Origin of the sequence: Nocardia sp. NPDC057668, assembly GCF_042799795.1 — a bacterium.
GTDB lineage: Bacteria > Actinomycetota > Actinomycetes > Mycobacteriales > Mycobacteriaceae > Nocardia.
Window position 1 is genome coordinate 28765 of sequence record NZ_JBHVIC010000006.1, and the last position, 16984, is coordinate 45748.

Below are 16984 nucleotides of genomic sequence, written 5' to 3' on the forward strand. Positions count from 1 at the left end.
AGCGTGTCCCCCGGCAAGCCCCCGGACACGCCGAACTGACACGCACCCGGTAATGAGAAACCCGGATAAGTCACCCCCGAATCCCCCCTCCCCCTACACATTCCGCCCCGTCCCCGGACGACTTCCACTCCACGGGCGTCATTCCCCCACTACGCAATCCGGCCCCGCACCAAAGGTGCGGGGCCGGGAGACCACAGAGAGCTAGAACGCAGCCTCGTCGAGCTTCATGATGTCGTTGTCGACGTTCTCGACGATCGTGCGGACGCCGGCGAGCAGCGGGAGCTTGTTCTTCGCGAACCAGGACGCCACCGCGACCTTGCCGGTGTAGAAGTTCCGATCCTTCTCCGCCGCACCGGCGTCCAGCGCCGCCGCGGCGATGGCGGCCTGCTCCAGCAGTCGCCAGCCGATGACGAGATCGCCCACCGCGTACAGGAACCGGACCGAGCCCAGGCCGACCTTGTACAGTTCCTCCGGGTTCTGCTGCGAAGCCATGAGGAAGCCGGTCAGCGCCGCCGCCATGGCCTGCACGTCGGCCAGGGCCGCGCCCAGCAGCCCGCGCTCGACCTTGAAGCGGTCCGGGCCGCTCTCGGCGAAGGTGTTGATCAGGCCCGCGACGTGCCCGAGGGCGACGCCGTTGTCGCGAATGATCTTGCGGAAGAAGAAGTCCTGCGCCTGGATGGCGGTGGTGCCCTCGTACAGCGAGTCGATCTTGCAGTCGCGGATGTACTGCTCGATCGGGTAGTCCTGCAGGTAGCCCGAGCCGCCCAGGGTCTGCAGCGATTCGGTCAGCATCTCGTAGGCGCGGTCGGAGCCGCAGCCCTTGACCAGCGGCAGCAGCAGATCGTTGACCCGCTCGGCGGTTTCGGCGTCGACGCCGTAATTCGCCTGTGCCACATCGGCGTTCTGGTACGAGGCGCAGTACATGTAGAGCGCGCGCAGGCCCTCCGCGTACGCCTTCTGGGTGGCCAGCGACCGGCGCACGTCGGGGTGGTGGGTGATGGTCACGCGCGGCGCGGCCTTGTCGGTCATCTGGGTCAGATCCGCGCCCTGCACGCGCTGCTTGGCGTACTCGAGGGCGTTCAGGTATCCGGTGGACAGCGCGCCGGTGGCCTTGGTGCCCACCATCATCCGCGCGTTCTCGATGACCTTGAACATCTGCGCGATGCCGTTGTGGATGTCGCCGACCAGGTAGCCCACGGCGGGCAGATCCTTGCTGCCGCCGAAGGTGATCTCACAGGTGGGCGAGGACTTGATGCCCATCTTGTGCTCGACGCCGGTGACCAGCGCGCCGTTGCGCGCGCCCAGGGCCATGGTCTGGGGGTCGAACAGGAACTTGGGCACGATGAACAGCGACAGGCCCTTGGTGCCGGGCCCGGCGCCCTCGGGGCGGGCCAGCACCAGGTGCAGGATGTTGTCGGCGGTGTCGCCGACGTCGCCGCCGGAGATGAAGCGCTTGACGCCCTCGATGTGCCAGGTGCCGTCGGGCTGCTGCACGGCCTTGGTGCGGCCCATGCCGACGTCGGAGCCGGCGTCGGGTTCGGTGAGCACCATGGTGCCGCCCCAGCGGTTCTCCCAGGCGTGCGCGCCCCAGCGCTTCTGCTCGTCGGTGCCCTCGTCGAAGATCACCTTGTGCATGAGCGGGCCCATGTTGAAGAAGGAGGCCGAGTTGTTGGCGGCCACGATCATTTCCTGGATGCCCCAGATGAGGGCGTTGGGCGCGGGCACGCCACCCATCTCCTCGGACATGCCGAGCCCGGAGTACCCGGCGTCGTTGACCGCGGCGACGGTCTTGCGCAGCAGGTCGGGAACGGTGATCTCGTACTTGGCCGGGTCGAATTCGACGGGGGTGCGGTCGCCCTCCACGAAGGATTCGGCGACCGGGCCCTCGGCGAGGCGCAGCGCCTCGGTGAGCATGTCGCGGGCGGTCTCGCTGTCGAGATCGCCGTAGGCGCCCTGATCCAGCAGCGCACCGATTCCCAGTACCTCGAACAGATTGAACTCAATGTCTCTCAAGTTCGCCTTGTAATGGGACACGGACTGGCCTCCTAGCCGAAGTTCGAGTTGTCGAAAGAAGGCTGCCGTACGTTCGTTCCGCTACGCAACCGTAGGTAGCAGTACCCCAGGTCACACCGGGTGGCTACCGCACAGCGAACGAACCCCGGTTAACCGGGAACCGACCCGAGCAGCCTCGATAGCCGATCGGCCCGACGATTCACGGTTACCGGGCACGGCGGCTCAGGCGGTCGGTTGCGCGGCCCTGCCGTAGCGCTGTTTGGCCTCGGCGGGGGTGACCGTGACCGGATTCACGGGCACGCCCGCGCTCAGGTGCTGACCCAGCAGCCTGCCCGTCATCGGCCCGATGAAATTCTTGGCGACCTTGAGTTCGAGCTTGTCGTTCGCCAGCGCCCGCATGGCCGTGCGCACCGCGGGCGGATATGCCTTGTCCACCACGCCGGGCTGATCGAAACCGCCGGTGCGGCGCATCCACTCGGGCAGCGTGGCGATGGCCGCGGGCGCGACCAGGCGGCTGCCCGACCACAGCTTGAAGCCCTTGTCGCGCGGGGTGAAGAGCAGGTAGTGCATGCCCTCCCAGGCCCGCTCGGAGCAGGACAGCTTGGGCCGCACGCGCGCGAAGTATTCGCGCACCTCGGCGCGCGAGGTGGGCACGTCGGCGGGTCTGCAGGTCTGCAACTCGGCCGCGACGACGCATTCGGCCCAGTACCGCCGCTCCTCGTCCTCGCTCAGCGGCCCCGGCCCGTACATCTCGTAGCACTTGAGCACCGAATGCCAGCCGGTGACGTGGATCCACAGCTGCGAGTCGGGATTGTTTGCGCTGTAGCGCTTTCCGCCGATCGGCTCGATGCCGGTGGCCTTGGCGTGCACCCGCATGAGGTGATCGGAGGCCTCGACCGCCATGCGGCTGTCGCCGACGGCGGCGATGAGGAAGTAGGCGAAGGTGTGGTCCAGGCGCCCGCGCGGATCGCTGTAGATGCCGCCCACGTCGGCCACCGCCGCGGTCAGATCCGGATCGAAGTGCTCGAGCACCACCGAGCGCTGGAAGCCGATGAGCGCGGTGGGCGCGGTCCAGACCTTCCAGGTCGGCGAATCCGGGCCGAAGAACCCGTAGTCCACCTCGCGGACGGTGCGCGCGGGGGCGTCGAACTGCGGACGAGAGATCGCTGCCTTCATTGTCGGCCTGCTCCTTTGCAGTATTCCCCGGTGCACTGGGCGAACAGCGCACCGGGAAGCCGTGTTTCATTCATCAACGTAGAATTTGCTGTGTCGGATTTGTCGGGTTAGCGAGTTTGCTTGCGAGTCTCGCAGGGCCGATCAGGGATTCATGGCGTACACGCCCGAAAGACCCCTGACCAGCTTCACGACCGCCTCGAAACGGGCCGGTGACGGCACCGGACGCCGCACGAGATCCAGGGCGCGGGTCTGCTGCGCCTTGGTCGCGGAGGGTTTGCCGTGCAGGGTCACCGCGTGCCCGGAGACATCGCGCACGAACAGATCGAAGAGCTGATCCAGCACCGCCGGATCGGTGCCCTCGATCTCGGCCTGCTCGAGGATCAGCTGGGCGTAGGGGATCACCGTGAAGAGCTCGCCGAGCCCGAACAGGAAGTCCACGTCGGCCTGTTGCGCGGCGGTCGGGGTGGCCACCGCGAGCAGGGTCTGCAGCGCCTGCGCCTGCTCCAGGAACACCGCCACGTTCGGGACGTGGGCGAAGCGGCGGAAGATCGGCCGCCAGTCCTGGAATCGGATCCGGCCCAGACCGCTGCTCGGGCCCTGCCGGAACAGGAACTCGTCATCGGCGGAGTCGCGGCGGGTCGGTACGGGAGCGTATGCGGCGCTGTCGAATTCGGACTTCAGCCGCGGCACGGCCTTGCTCGCGGGCCCGGTCGCGCGGCGGCTGGTCCAGCTCAGCGCGTCGGATACGCCGCGCACCAGTCCCTTCGGCGCCGCGCCCGCGCCAGGCAGGTAGCGCAGCGCGGCCAATCCGGCGTCGGCGGGGTGGAACATGTAGTTGGGCATGAACTTCAGCGACAGGGCCATGTTCACGTGCACCGTGCCCTCCAGGCGCGGCAGTCCGAACATGGGCGGCAGCGCCATGGAGAAGTAGGTGTCGTTCTCGAAGCCGCGCGCGGCGATGACGTCGGCGAGATCCTCGAACAGCTGCTGGCCGTTGCGGGTGACCGACATCTTCTCGATGGCGTTGAACAGCAGGTAACGGCGGTCGCCGGGACCCGCGGAGCGCATGTAGTCGATGGCGCGCTCGCTGTAGAGCTTCATGCCGATCAGCCGGGCGTAGTTGTCCGCCAGCAGCGCCTTCACCTGGGGGAACTCGGTCACGTTGTGGCCGAACAGCATTCGGTTCTCGGCGTGCGTGACGCCCTCGTACATCGCGTGCTCGCAGGCGCCGACCGCGCCGAAGCCGAGGTTGAACTTGCCGACGTTGACGGTGTTCATGGCGGCGTCGAAGGCGCCGCGGCCGGTGTGCAGGATGTCGGACTCGGCGACCGGGTATTTGTCGAGATCGAAAGCGGCCACGTACATCTGGGAGTCGACGACGTTCTTGCGGAGCTTGTAGTTCTTGTGCCGGGAGTCCGCGGCGAAGAACAGGTAGCCCGAGTACTCCTCGTCGGTCATCTTCCGCAGGAAGTCCGAGCTGTCGATGATGGGTTTGTCCGAGCGCCGGCCGAAGACCGACACCATGCTCGCCTGGTTGCCGTTGCCGATGTAGTACTTGCCTCCGGTGGCGGTGTAGCCCCCGCGCGCCTTGGGCTCGAGCACCATGTCGGTGGAGTAGACGTCCGCGCCGTGGTCCTGCTCGGACAGCCCGAACGCGAAGATCTCCCCGGAGTCCAGATCGGCGGCGGCGCGCGCCTTGGCCTGCGCGTTCGCGCTCTGCCAGATCGGCCCGAGGCCCAGGATGGTGACCTGCCAGACGTACCAGTACTGCATTCCGTAGAAGCCCAGGATCTTGCTCATCATGGCGATGCGCGCGGTGTCCCAGCGCTTGTTCGGGTCGCCGTTCGCCTCGGCCGCCGGGGTCAGGAAGGTGGCGAAGACCCGCTCCCGCTTGATGAAGTCGAGGAACTCCGAGTACCAGACGCGATCGCGCGCGTCCGCCAGCAGACGCGCCTTGCCCCGGGCCTCGAACCACTCGACCGTGGCGCGCAGCAGCCGGCGGGTCTCGGCGTCGAATTCCGCGAACTCGTGGGTCTTGGGATTGAACAAGGTCTGCGTCATCTCTCGTCTTTCCTCCGGCCGGGGCGTCCGGTGCGCCGCCTCTTTCCTTCGTGAATGTAGCATTTTTATTCGCGCGTGTAGGAAATGATCTCGCAACGCGACGGGCATCCGAAGGCCACATACCGGACGGCCTGCTCGGGACCGCTCCCGACCTGCTGATCCGTCCCCCGGATTCGCTGCTATGGTCGGTGCTCATGGGCACCGAATCGGCTGTACGACCCCGCCAGCGTGCACGGCATCTGGGGCCCGAACGCCGCCGTCCGCAGGTGCTCGACACCGCGCTCGAGATAGCGGCCGGGGACGGCATCGCCGCGGTCACCATCGCCGCGGTGGCCGATCGGATGAAGGTCACCCGCCCCGTGGTCTACGCCTGCTTCGCCGATCGCGTCGAGCTCATCGAGGCGCTCATCCAGCGCGAGGAATCGCTCATGCTGGCCGGGGTGCTGCAAGCCCTGCCGCGCCGGCGGGTCGAGGCCGACGAGGCGGTGTTCGTCGAGGGCTTCCGCGCGCTGCTGCACGTGGCCACCGCGCGCCCCGACGGCTGGCGGCTGCTCTACGGCAATCCCGATCCGGCCGTGGTCAAGTCGTTCGGCCGCGGCCGCGATCTGGCGGTGGAGCGCTGCACCCGGCGCCTGCGCCCGACGCTGCGGGCCTGGGGCACCAGCGACGCCGAGCAGAAGCTGCCCGCCCTGGTGGAGCTGTGGGTGTCGGCCGGTGAGGGCGCGGTGCGCACCATGCTCGGCGATCCCGGCGACTGGACCCCCGACACCCTGGGCGAGTTCGTGGGCGCCGCGGTGTTCCGGGCGCTGCGGCACGCCTGAAACGCGGCCCGGCCGGCAATCCGGTGGCTACGATGGGGATCGACCATCAGTCAGCGGGAGACGGCGATGACGTTCTATCGGCAGGTGGGGGTGGTGCCGCCCAAGCGGCATACCCAGCATCGTGATGAGCAGGGCAGGCTCTTCTACGAGGAGCTGATGGGTGAAGAGGGCTTCTCCGGCGACTCCTCGCTGCTCTATCACCGCGGATTGCCGACCGCCATCGTCGATTCCACCGTCTGGGCGCTGCCCGATCAGCGCACGTTCCCCAATCATCCACTGCGACACCGGCATTTGAAGCTGCACGAGCTGTTCCCCGCCGCCGCGATTGCCGAGACCGACGTGGTGACCGGCCGCCGCCTGATTCTCGGCAATGCCGACGTCCGCATCTCCTACGTGGCCGCCCTGCGCGAATCGCCGCTGTACCGAAACGCCATCGGCGACGAACTGGTCTACATCGAAGCCGGGACCGGCGTGGTGGAGACGGTCTTCGGTGCGCTGCGCGTGCATCCCGGGCACCACGTGCTGCTCCCGCGCGCCACCACCCACCGATGGCTGCCCGACGGACCGGAACCCTTGCGCGCCTACCTGATCGAGGGCGCGGGCCACATCACCCCGCCCCAGCGCTACCTGTCCAGATACGGTCAGCTGCTGGAGCACGCCCCCTACTGCGAACGCGACCTGCACGGCCCCGCCGCACCGCTGCTGGCGACCGGGGACGACGTCGAGGTGTTCGTCAAGCATCGCCCGGCCGGTGAAGTCGTCGGGACCCGAATGGTCTACGCGCAGCATCCTTTCGACGTCACCGGCTGGGACGGCTGCCTGTACCCGTTCACCTTCGACATCGCCGATTTCGAGCCCATCACCGGCCGCGTGCACCAGCCGCCGCCCGCGCATCAGGCGTTCGCCGGGCAGAACTTCGTGGTCTGCGACTTCGTCCCCCGCAAGGTGGATTACCACCCGCTCTCGATCCCGGTGCCCTACTACCACTCGAACGTGGACTCCGACGAGATCATGTTCTACTGCGGCGGAAATTACGAGGCGCGCAAGGGTTCCGGGATCGGCCAGGGTTCGGTGTCGGTGCATCCCGGCGGCTACGCGCACGGCCCGCAGCCCGGGGCCTACGAGCGCAGCATCGGCCTGGAGTTCTTCGACGAACTGGCCGTCATGGTGGACACGTTCCATCCGCTGCAATTGGGCGCGGCGGCCCTGGCCTGCGAGGACCCGGGCTACGCGTGGACCTGGTCGGGGCGCGGCCCCGACTCGGCGTGGATCTGACAGCTCGGATTTCGACGGCAACACAATCGGTGGATCGACAGCGGCGAGTGGGTGGGAAGGTGCAGGGGTCATGAGCAGTCGCGTACGTATCGAGGTGCCCGAGGACTCGGGTTTCGGCCTCGCCCATCTGCCCTACTGCGTCTTCCGCCCGCTCGGTGGCGAGCCGCGGGTGGGCGCGCGGCTGGATGATTCGGTCATCGATCTCGCGGTGGCGCTGGACGATCCCATGTTCGCCCGCTCCAGCCTGAACGCCTTCATGACGCAGGGACCGCAGTGCTGGCGCGAGGTCCGCGAGCGGGTGCGCACGGCGGCCGAGGCCGAATTGCCCGCGGCGGCCGTGCATTCGGTGTCCGCGGTGCGCCTGGAACTACCCGTGGAGATCGGCGACTACGTCGACTTCTACGCCAGTCTCGACCACGCCACCACCATGGGCGAACTGCTGCGCCCGAATGGCGAAGCGCTGCTGCCGAATTGGCGGCATCTCCCGGTCGGCTACCACGGCCGCGCCGGCACCGTGGTGGTGTCCGGCACCGAGATCACGCGCCCCAGCGGGCAGTACCGGACCGATTCCGGCGCACCGGATTTCGGCCCGAGCCGGCGGCTGGACATCGAGGCCGAACTGGGATTCCTGGTCGGCGCGGGCTCGCCGCTGGGCAGCCCGGTGCGCACCGCCGATTTCGACGCGCACGTCTTCGGGGTCGCGCTGGTCAACGACTGGTCCGCGCGCGACATCCAGGGCTGGGAGGGGCAGCCGCTGGGCCCCTTCCTGGGCAAGTCGTTCGCGACCACGCTCTCGGCCTGGGTGACCCCGCTGGACGCGTTGAGCGCGGCGCGGATTCCGCTGCCCGCGCAGGAGCCGCGCCCGCTGCCCTATCTCGGCGGTGACCTCTGGGGCCTGGACATCGAGGTCCGGATCGACTGGAACGGGCAGCGCGTGTCCGCTCCCCCGTTCGACCGCATGTACTGGTCCCCCGCGCAGTTGCTGGCCCATATGACGGTGAACGGGGCTTCCACCCGCACCGGCGATCTGTTCGCCTCGGGCACCGTCTCGGGGCCGGCGCGCGAGCAGCGCGGCTCGCTCATGGAGATGAGCCGGGGCGGCAGCGAACCCATCGATCTGAACGGGGTGCGGCGCACGTTCCTGGAGGACGGCGACGAGGTGAGCATCTCCGCCGTCGCCCCGGCGGCGGGCGGCGGCACGCTGAGCCTCGGTGAGGTGCGCGGCCGAATCGCCGGGTGATAGCGGCCCGGCATGGGCATGACCATGGTCACTGGGGATCGCTAGAGCCAGAAGTTGAACGCTACCGTTCCGAAGTCAGAAGACCTCGGAGGGTGCGCGTCAATGTTGACCAGTCTTGCCCGGATCGCCATGGCACGGCCGCGCGCCGTCCTGGTGGCCGCACTGTTGCTGATGATTCTTTGCGGCGGCTTCGGCGCCACCGCGAAGTCGCATATGGTCGGCGGCGGCTACCTCACCGGTGAGCTGGAAGCGGTGCAGGCCAATCAGTTCATGGCCGACAGCTTCCCGGACGGCAACCCGAACATCATCGTGATGATCACCTCCGAGGGCGGGGTGAACAGCCCCGAGTCGCGCGCCGAGGCGCAGCGCATCACCGATCTGCTCACCGCGGACCCCGAAGTGACAGGCGTGCAGTCCTATTGGACCAGCACCGCCGCGCGGCCCGATCTGGCCGCGGGACTGCGCAGCAAGGACAGCAAGCGCGGCCTGATCATGGCCACCCTCGAGGGCACCGACAACGAGGTGCAGATCGCCGCGAACGCCCTGAGCGCCGAGCTCAACGGCGACCGGGACGGCGTGCAGGTCCGCACCGGCGGCATGGCCGGCACCTTCGCCGACATCAACCGCCAGGTGGAGAAGGATCTGCTGGTCTCTGAGGCCATCGCCATCCCGATCACGGCGGTGCTGCTGGTGCTGGTGTTCGGCAGCGTCGTCGCGGCCATGCTGCCGCTGGCGGTGGGACTGTTCGCGATCGCGGCCACGCTCGGCATCCTGCGCCTGCTCACCATGGTCATGGACGTGTCGCTGTTCGCGCTGAACATGACCAGCGCGCTGGGTTTCGCCCTGGCCATCGACTACAGCCTGTTCATCGTGAGCCGGTATCGCGAGGAGATCGCCGCGGGCCGGGATCCCAAGGCCGCCATCGCGCGGGCGGTTCAGACGGCCGGGCGCACCGTGGTGTTCTCCGGTCTGACCGTGGCGCTGGCGCTGGCCGCGCTGGCGGTCTTCCCGCAGCCGTTCTTCAAGTCCTTCGCCTACGCCGGGGTCGCGGTGGTGCTGGCGGCGGTCGCGGCGTCGGTGGTGCTGCTGCCCGCCGCGCTCATGCTGCTCGGCGATCGGATCAACGCGTGGGATCTGCGAAAGCCGGTGCGCCGCCTGCTCGGTCGCGGCGAGAGCGCGCCGAAGGCTCCGCAGGACAGCTTCTGGTACCGCCTGGTGAGCGGGGTCATGCGCCGGGCACTGCCGGTCTCGCTCGTCACCGGCGCGCTGCTGCTGTTCGTCGGATCCCCGTTCCTGTCGGTGCATTTCGGCACCCCCGACGATCGGATGATCGGCACCTTCGCCTCCAGCCGCCAGGTCGGGGACGCGCTGCGCTCGGACTTCAACGCCGACATGGCCTCCAGCGCGGTCGTGGTGCTGCCCGAGTTCCACGGCTCGGCCGAGCAGATCGGCGCGTACGCCAAGGCGCTGTCCGCGGTGCCGGGCGTGCCCGCGGTGCTCTCCAGCGACGGCGTGTACATGAATTCGGCCAAGATGGCCCCCGGCATCGCCGCGATGGCCGGGCCGCACGGGGCCTACCTGTCGGTGGGCACCACCGTCGCGCCGTATTCGCAGGAGGGCGAGGATCAGCTCGCGGCGCTGCGCGCGGTGCAGGCGCCGGGACCGGTGCTCTTCGGCGGCGCGGCCGCGCTGAACGAGGACACCATGGACTCGGTGATCGATCGGCTGCCGCTGGCGGGCGCGATCATCGCGATCATCACCCTGATTCTGCTGTTCCTGTTCACCGGCAGCGTGGTGCTGCCGTTCAAGGCGCTCATCCTCAACGCGCTGTCGCTGACCGCCACCTTCGGCGCGATGATCTGGATCTTCGAGGACGGGCACCTGTCCGGGGTGCTCGGGTTCACCCCCACGGGCAGCACCGATCTGTTCATGCCGGTGCTGATGTTCTGCATCGCCTTCGGGATGTCCATGGACTACGAGGTCTTCCTGCTCTCGCGCATTCGCGAGGAGTGGCTGGCCTCGGACCGCACCAGCGCCGCCAACACCCATTCGGTGGCGATGGGCGTGGCCCGCACCGGCCGGATCTTCACCGCGGCAGCGGGTTTGATGGCCGTGGTGCTGCTCGCGGTGGCCACCTCCGAGGTGACCGCGATGAAGCTGTTCGGCATCGGCCTGGCCCTGGCGGTCATCGCCGACGCCACGGTGATCCGCGGTCTGCTGGTCCCGGCCCTGATGCGCCTGATGAGCACCGGCAACTGGTGGGCCCCCAAACCCCTGGCCGCGCTGCACAAGCGGATCGGCCTGGAGGAGGAGGCCCCAGAAGCTGCTGCCGCGCAGCCGGTTCCGGAGCCGGCTCTCGCAAAATAGGCCCCCGGGCGGGCAGCCCGCGCACCGGCCCGCGCCGGATCGCGGGCCGCGGCAGTGCACCCGGTGACCCGATAATCCGGGGCAGCGCGGCGAGGGTTCGAAACGATACCTTTCAACTTCATCTCGGCTCCGCCCGACCGAACCGAAGACACCGAGGTCTCGAATGAACAAGCGCATTGCCGGCATCGCCCTCGCGGGCGCCCTGCTCGTTCCCGCCCAGCTGGCCGCGTCCGCGGCGGCGACCGCCGCCGCACCGCAGGCCGCGAGCCCGATCGGCTCGTCGGACTACGGCTGCACCTCGTCCCAGCCGCCCTCGTGCAACCCGGCGTTCCTGTCGCTGCTGTACTCGCTGCTGTCCGGATCGGGCAGCCTGTCGTCCCAGGGTGTCCCCGCCAAGTAGCAGCGCCCCGGCGCGAAGGACGCGGCCCCGGCGCCTCACGCCCCCGAATACGCGGGCCGATCCGAAAGGATCGGCCCGCGTTGCGTTTTCCGGTGCTAGCGCGCGGCCTGCCGGCCGACGTCCACCACGATGACGAAGCGGGTCAGATCCGCCGTGAGGGTGTCCACGCTGTCCGGATCGCCGCCGTCGTCGTGATGGTTCAGCCAGTCGGTGACGAGTTCGAACATGCCGCCGATGGTGGCCAGGCTCAGCGCCAGATCCTGCCGTTCGGTGAGCGCCGCCTGCCGCGGCCACTGGCTCGCCAGGAAGGCCGCCGACCAGCGCCGGTTGCTGCGGCGCTGCGCCTCCACCGCGGGCGAGATGCCGCCCGCCTCCCCGAAAGTCACCTTGGCCAGCCGTGAATCGTCGGCGATGGCGTGCACGAAAGCCTCGACCACCAGCGGTAACCGGTCGCGCCACGCCAGCTCCGCGGTCTCGGCGGCGGCCCGCGCGACGCGCTCCTGGATGTCGTGCGTGATCTGCAACAGCAGCGCGGTGTAGCAGGATTCCTTGCTGTCGAAGTGGTCGTAGAAGCCTTTGGTCCCGACGTACGCCGCCTGACAGATCTGCTCGATCGAGGTGCCCGAATAGCTTTGCCTGGCAAAGAGTTCGGTGGCGGCGGTGAGCAATTGGCGGCGGCGCTGGGCGCTGCGCTCCTCGGCGTCGAGGCCGCGGATACGGCGCCGCACGGGTACCCGGTCCGGTGCCGCGGCTGGGTTGCTGCGGGTCATGCCCACAGATTAGCGGCGAGCGTTTCAGAAAGACATCTAGTTGGCAACCGGTCACCGCACCGCACCGCGCGGGCGGGCGCGTCCCGGCGCGGACTCCACGAAACCGCACTTCGGCGGCCGTGCCCGGGGGATTCCCGGGCACGGCCGTCCGGTTTGCGCGGGTATCGGCCGGTCCTCGCGGGTAGGTCTCGCGGGTTCCGGACGCCCGGTAAGGTCGGCTGCGGTAATCACTGCCAACGGGGGCTCGCACCAGCGGGCTGAGAGGACGGCTAGCCGCAAGGCGTCAGGGCCGTCGACCGTATGAACCTGACCGGGTAATGCCGGCGTAGGGAGGATTCTTTTTCATGTCGAATCGTGCCACCGGGACGTCCGCGCCCGTAGACACCGTGACCACCGGCCCCATCCAGGGCAGCGTCAAGCACTACGAACTCGTCGAGTCCGACGGGGTGACGCTGCGCATTCCGGTGCGCCGGGTCAATCTGACCAATGGCGAGCATTTCGACCTGTACGACACCTCGGGCCCGTACACCGACGACAACGCGGTGATCGATCTCGAGGCCGGGCTGCCGCGCACCCGCGACGCCTGGACCAAGCCCGACGTGCCGGGCCCGCGCACGCAGCTGGCGTGGGCGCGCGAAGGGATCGTCACCGCGGAGATGCGTTTCATCGCCGCGCGCGAGGGCGTCGAGCCCGAGGTGGTGCGCGAGGAGGTCGCGGCCGGTCGCGCCGTGATCCCGGCGAATCACAATCACCCCGAGTGCGAGCCGATGATCATCGGCAAGAAGTTCCTGGTGAAGATCAACGCCAATATCGGCAACTCGGCCGTGAGCTCCTCGATCTCCGAGGAGGTCGAGAAGATGGTGTGGGCGACCCGCTGGGGCGCGGACAACATCATGGATCTGTCCACCGGCAAGAACATTCACGAGACCCGCGAGTGGATCCTGCGCAACTCCCCCGTCCCGGTCGGGACCGTGCCGATCTACCAGGCGCTGGAGAAGGTGAACGGCGATCCCACCAAGCTGACCTGGGAGATCTACCGCGACACCGTGATCGAGCAGGCCGAGCAGGGCGTGGACTACATGACCGTGCACGCGGGCGTGCTGCTGCGCTACGTGCCGCTCACGGCCAAGCGCGTCACCGGCATCGTCTCGCGCGGCGGGTCGATCATGGCCGCGTGGTGTCTGGCGCATCATCAGGAATCGTTCCTGTACACGAACTTCCGTGAACTCTGCGAGATCCTGGCGAAGTACGACATCACCTTCTCCCTGGGTGACGGTCTGCGGCCGGGGTCCATCGCGGACGCCAACGACGAGGCTCAGTTCGCCGAACTGCGCACCCTCGGCGAGCTCACGAAGATCGCCAAATCCTATGGCGTGCAGGTGATGATCGAGGGTCCCGGTCACGTGCCCATGCACAAGATCGTGGAGAACGTGCGGCTCGAGGAGGAGCTGTGCGAGGAGGCGCCGTTCTACACCCTGGGCCCGCTCGCGACCGACATCGCGCCCGCCTACGACCACATCACCTCGGCCATCGGCGCGGCCATCATCGCGCAGGCCGGCACCGCCATGCTCTGCTACGTCACGCCCAAGGAGCACCTGGGCCTGCCGAACCGCGACGACGTGAAGGTCGGCGTCATCACCTACAAGATCGCCGCGCACTCCGCGGATCTGGCCAAGGGCCACCCGCACGCCCAGGACCGCGACGACGCGCTCTCCAAGGCGCGCTTCGAATTCCGCTGGCACGACCAGTTCAACCTGTCGCTGGACCCCGACACCGCCCGGGAGTACCACGACGAGACCATGCCGGCCGAGCCGGCCAAGACCGCGCACTTCTGCTCGATGTGCGGTCCGAAGTTCTGCTCGATGCGGATCTCCGCCGACGTGCGCGAGTACGCCGAGAAGCAGGGGCTCACCGACGTGGCCGCCATCGAGGCGGGCATGGCGGAGAAGTCGGCCGAGTTCGCCTCGACCGGCGGCAAGGTGTACCTGCCCGTCGTCTCCTGATCGGCGACATCGATATCGACCGCGGCCCATCGGATTTCACCGGTGGGCCGTTGTCGTTGCCACCGGCCGTGCGCCCACCGGCACGATCCGGCTCAGCGCCGCTGCCAGCGGTGGGCGAACTCGTCCGGGGCGGGTGGCGGGCCGGGCAGGTCGCCGGTGGTGGCGAGTCCGTCCACGAGCAGCGCCAGCACGCGCCGGCGGAGCTGGGCGGTGCGCTCGGGATCGGGCAGGGTGATGGCGGCGCAGGATTCGAGGATCAGGCCCACGTCGGCGACCGTCGCGGCGGGACGCAGCCGGCCCGATTCGTGTGCGCGGCGCAGGATTTCGGAATTGAGCGCGCCGGCTCGCTGGATGTCCGGCAGGATCGAGTCGTCCGGGGTGAAGGTCCCCGCGAGGTGCGTGGTCAGCGAGTGCACGTCCGCGTCCACGACCCGCTCGAGGAAGCCCACGAACCCCCGCCAGCCGTCGGAGTCTTCCAGCGCCGCTTCGGCTTCGGTGTTGTAGCGGCGCAATCCGTCATAGCAGAGGGTGCGCAGTAGATCCTCCTTCCCCGGATAGCGGCGGTACAGGGCGCTGATGCCCACCCCCGCGCGTTCGGCGACCGCGGAGATGGGGGCCTTGGGATCGGCCAGGAACACCTCGCGCGCGGCGGCCAGGATGAGTTCGTCGTTGCGGGCGGCCTGCGCCTTGCGACCGGGCAGTCCGCGCTGAACTGGGGTTTCGGAAACTTTCGGCATGAATCCACAATAGCACTTGAACGGAACGATCTGTTCCGCTATCGTTGGAAACAGAACGAAACATTCCGTTCCAACCGAGGAGATCGACATGAGCAACACCGCCGCCATCAAGCCCTTCCGCATCGACGTCCCCCAGGCCCGGCTGGACGATCTGGCCGATCGGCTGCGCCGGACGGTGTGGCCGCAGGAACTCCCCGGTGTCGCCGACGCCTACGGCGTGCCGAACCAGCGGGTGCGCGAGCTCGCCGAGTACTGGCTGGAGTCCTTCGATTGGCGGGCGCTCGAGGCGAAGCTGAACTCGTACCCGCAGTTCACCACCGAGATCGAGGGCGAGGACATCCACTTCCTGCACATCCGCTCCGAGCGCGCCGACGCGACGCCGGTGATCCTGACCCACGGCTGGCCGGGCTCGATCCTCGAATACCTCGACGTGATCGAACCGCTCACCGCGCCGGCCTCGGACGCCGATCCCGCCTTCCACCTGGTCATCCCGTCGGTGCCCGGCTTCGGGTTCTCCGGCCCCACCCGCAGCACCGGCTGGAGCCGCTACCGCACCGCCCACGCCTGGGTCGAGCTCATGGACCGTCTCGGCTACGAGCAGTACGGCGCGATCGGGAACGACGGCGGCTCGATGATCTCCCCGGAGATGGGCCGCATCGCCCCGGACAAGGTGATCGGAGTCCATGTGACGCAGCTGTTCTCGTTCCCGTCCGGCGATCCGGCCGAGATGGCGGACCTGTCCGAGGAGGACATGGCCGGGCTGGCGATCCTGCAGTGGTTCCACGAGAACAAGATGGCGTTCAACATGCTGCACAGCCAGCAGCCGCAGACCCTGGCCTTCGCGCTCACCGATTCCCCGGTCGGCCTGCTGGGCTGGAACTCCCAGCTCTTCGGCGAATCCCTGGACGCCGACTTCATCATCGGCAACGTCGCGATCTACTGGCTGACCGGCACCGCGGGTTCCTCGATCCGCTTCTACTACGAGGACGCCCACACCGCCGAGCACCCGCAGGGACCGACCACCGTGCCGACCGCGCTGGCCATGTTCAAGGGTGATTTCCAGTCGATCCGCCGCTTCGCCGAGCGGGATCACAAGAACATCGTGCGCTGGAATTCCTACGACGCGACCTCGGTGCACGGCGGCGGCGCGAACGACGCGGCGGGGCACTACGCCGCGCACGAGGCGCCGGAGGTGCTGATCGCCGACATCCGCGAGTTCTTCGCCCAGCTCGGCTGAGCTGTCCGCATTTCACGAGACCCGCAACCCTCCGGGGGCGCGGGTCTCGCGCGTTCTCCCCCTCGTTCGTGCGCGAGCGTCTCCCGTATGTCCGCGAGACGCACGGCGATGGTTCCGCGCGGGCTCCGTTGGTGTACTGGATTCAGCGAGTTACCAACGGATTTCACCAGGAGAACACAATGCGTATCGCACTTTTCGGAGCCACCGGCACCCTCGGCCGCGTCGTCCTGACCAAGGCTCTCGAGGCCGGTCACGAGGTCACCGCGCTCACCCGCAACGCGGACAACATCACCGTCTCCCACGAGCGGTTGCGCGTGGTGGTCGGCGACGTACTGGATCCGGCGGCGGTGGAGCGGACGGTGCTCGGCCAGGAGGCCGTGCTGGTCTGCCTCGGCGCCGGGCGCAAGGGCGTGGTTCGCGCCGAGGGTACGCGAATCATCATGGCCGCCATGGAGCGCGCGGGCGTGAAGCGGCTCGTCTGCCAGTCCACCCTGGGCGCGGGCGACAGCCACGGCAACCTGAACTTCCTGTGGAAGTACATCCTGTTCGGCCTGCTGCTGCGGCCGGCGATGGCCGACCACAACGTGCAGGAGGACTACGTGCGGGCGTCGAATCTGGACTGGACCATCGTGCGCCCCAGCGCTTTCACCGATGGACCGGCCGAGGGCGCCTACCGCCGGAATTTCGGGCCGGACGAGAAGGGGCTGACGCTGAAGATCTCTCGCGCCGACATCGCGGATTTCCTCGTCGAACAGCTCACCGACACCACCTACGTGCGCCGCACGCCCGCCATCTCGAATTGAGTTCGAGATCGGCGATGTGGCCGAGCCGGGGTATCGACCCCCGGCATCGGCGATGGGCAGTGCCGGTCTCCGCTCACGCGC

General features: G+C 68.5%; 13 protein-coding genes and 1 riboswitch. Of the genes, 8 read left to right on the forward strand and 5 right to left on the reverse strand.

Features of this window, described 5'->3' with window-relative positions; translation table 11 throughout:
* Positions 1 to 201: 201 nt before the first annotated feature.
* From ACFVBH_RS30845 to ACFVBH_RS30855, 3 genes are all read right to left on the reverse strand, one after another.
* Positions 202 to 2034: an acyl-CoA dehydrogenase gene (locus ACFVBH_RS30845; RefSeq protein WP_354988126.1), complete on the reverse strand. Its 1833-nt coding sequence runs from the start codon at positions 2032 to 2034 to the stop codon at positions 202 to 204.
* Positions 2035 to 2235: 201 nt separating this feature from the next.
* Positions 2236 to 3189, reverse strand: coding sequence for an oxygenase MpaB family protein (locus ACFVBH_RS30850; protein WP_354988125.1), 954 nt, complete (start codon positions 3187 to 3189; stop codon positions 2236 to 2238).
* Positions 3190 to 3330: 141 nt separating this feature from the next.
* Entirely contained in the window at positions 3331 to 5250 is a 1920-nt protein-coding gene (locus ACFVBH_RS30855; protein ID WP_379007014.1) for an acyl-CoA dehydrogenase family protein, read from the reverse strand.
* Positions 5251 to 5444: 194 nt separating this feature from the next.
* Here ACFVBH_RS30855 and ACFVBH_RS30860 point away from each other — a divergent pair, with 194 nt between their 5' ends.
* From ACFVBH_RS30860 to ACFVBH_RS30880, 5 genes are all read left to right on the forward strand, one after another.
* A complete protein-coding gene (locus tag ACFVBH_RS30860) occupies positions 5445 to 6071 on the forward strand; it encodes a TetR family transcriptional regulator (protein ID WP_354988123.1) in 627 nt (208 codons plus the stop codon).
* A 66-nt stretch (positions 6072 to 6137) separates the two neighbouring features.
* The gene (locus ACFVBH_RS30865) at positions 6138 to 7346 is read left to right on the forward strand and encodes a homogentisate 1,2-dioxygenase (RefSeq protein ID WP_379007016.1); all 1209 of its coding nucleotides are present in this window, start codon (positions 6138 to 6140) and stop codon (positions 7344 to 7346) included.
* A gap of 70 nt (positions 7347 to 7416) precedes the next feature.
* The gene (fahA, locus tag ACFVBH_RS30870) at positions 7417 to 8586 is read left to right on the forward strand and encodes a fumarylacetoacetase (RefSeq protein WP_379007019.1); all 1170 of its coding nucleotides are present in this window, start codon (positions 7417 to 7419) and stop codon (positions 8584 to 8586) included.
* A 102-nt stretch (positions 8587 to 8688) separates the two neighbouring features.
* Positions 8689 to 10953 carry an MMPL family transporter gene (locus tag ACFVBH_RS30875; RefSeq protein ID WP_379007022.1) on the forward strand — a complete coding sequence of 755 codons (2265 nt, stop codon included), beginning with the start codon at positions 8689 to 8691 and terminating at the stop codon, positions 10951 to 10953.
* A 163-nt stretch (positions 10954 to 11116) separates the two neighbouring features.
* Positions 11117 to 11353, forward strand: coding sequence for a hypothetical protein (locus ACFVBH_RS30880; RefSeq protein ID WP_354988119.1), 237 nt, complete (start codon positions 11117 to 11119; stop codon positions 11351 to 11353).
* A gap of 95 nt (positions 11354 to 11448) precedes the next feature.
* On the opposite strand, the gene ACFVBH_RS30885 is transcribed toward ACFVBH_RS30880, so the two are convergent.
* Positions 11449 to 12123 (reverse strand): TetR/AcrR family transcriptional regulator, encoded by a 675-nt coding sequence (locus ACFVBH_RS30885; RefSeq protein WP_379007026.1) that lies wholly within the window; start codon positions 12121 to 12123, stop codon positions 11449 to 11451.
* Between the two features lie 226 nt (positions 12124 to 12349).
* Positions 12350 to 12472, forward strand: a riboswitch (TPP riboswitch).
* Between ACFVBH_RS30885 and thiC the strand changes: the two genes are divergently transcribed.
* A complete protein-coding gene (gene thiC, locus ACFVBH_RS30890; RefSeq protein WP_379007029.1) occupies positions 12468 to 14126 on the forward strand; it encodes a phosphomethylpyrimidine synthase ThiC in 1659 nt (552 codons plus the stop codon). (Overlaps the previous riboswitch by 5 nt.)
* Before the next feature lie 92 nt (positions 14127 to 14218).
* Here the strand turns inward: thiC and ACFVBH_RS30895 are convergent, their stop codons facing one another.
* Positions 14219 to 14863 carry a TetR/AcrR family transcriptional regulator gene (locus tag ACFVBH_RS30895; protein ID WP_379007031.1) on the reverse strand — a complete coding sequence of 215 codons (645 nt, stop codon included), beginning with the start codon at positions 14861 to 14863 and terminating at the stop codon, positions 14219 to 14221.
* 88 nt (positions 14864 to 14951) lie between these two features.
* Between ACFVBH_RS30895 and ACFVBH_RS30900 the strand changes: the two genes are divergently transcribed.
* Both ACFVBH_RS30900 and ACFVBH_RS30905 read left to right on the forward strand, forming a co-directional pair.
* Complete coding sequence (locus ACFVBH_RS30900; protein ID WP_379007033.1) at positions 14952 to 16100, forward strand: epoxide hydrolase family protein; 1149 nt, start codon at positions 14952 to 14954, stop codon at positions 16098 to 16100.
* A 179-nt stretch (positions 16101 to 16279) separates the two neighbouring features.
* Positions 16280 to 16903: an NAD(P)-dependent oxidoreductase gene (locus ACFVBH_RS30905; RefSeq protein WP_379007036.1), complete on the forward strand. Its 624-nt coding sequence runs from the start codon at positions 16280 to 16282 to the stop codon at positions 16901 to 16903.
* Positions 16904 to 16984: the final 81 nt, after the last annotated feature.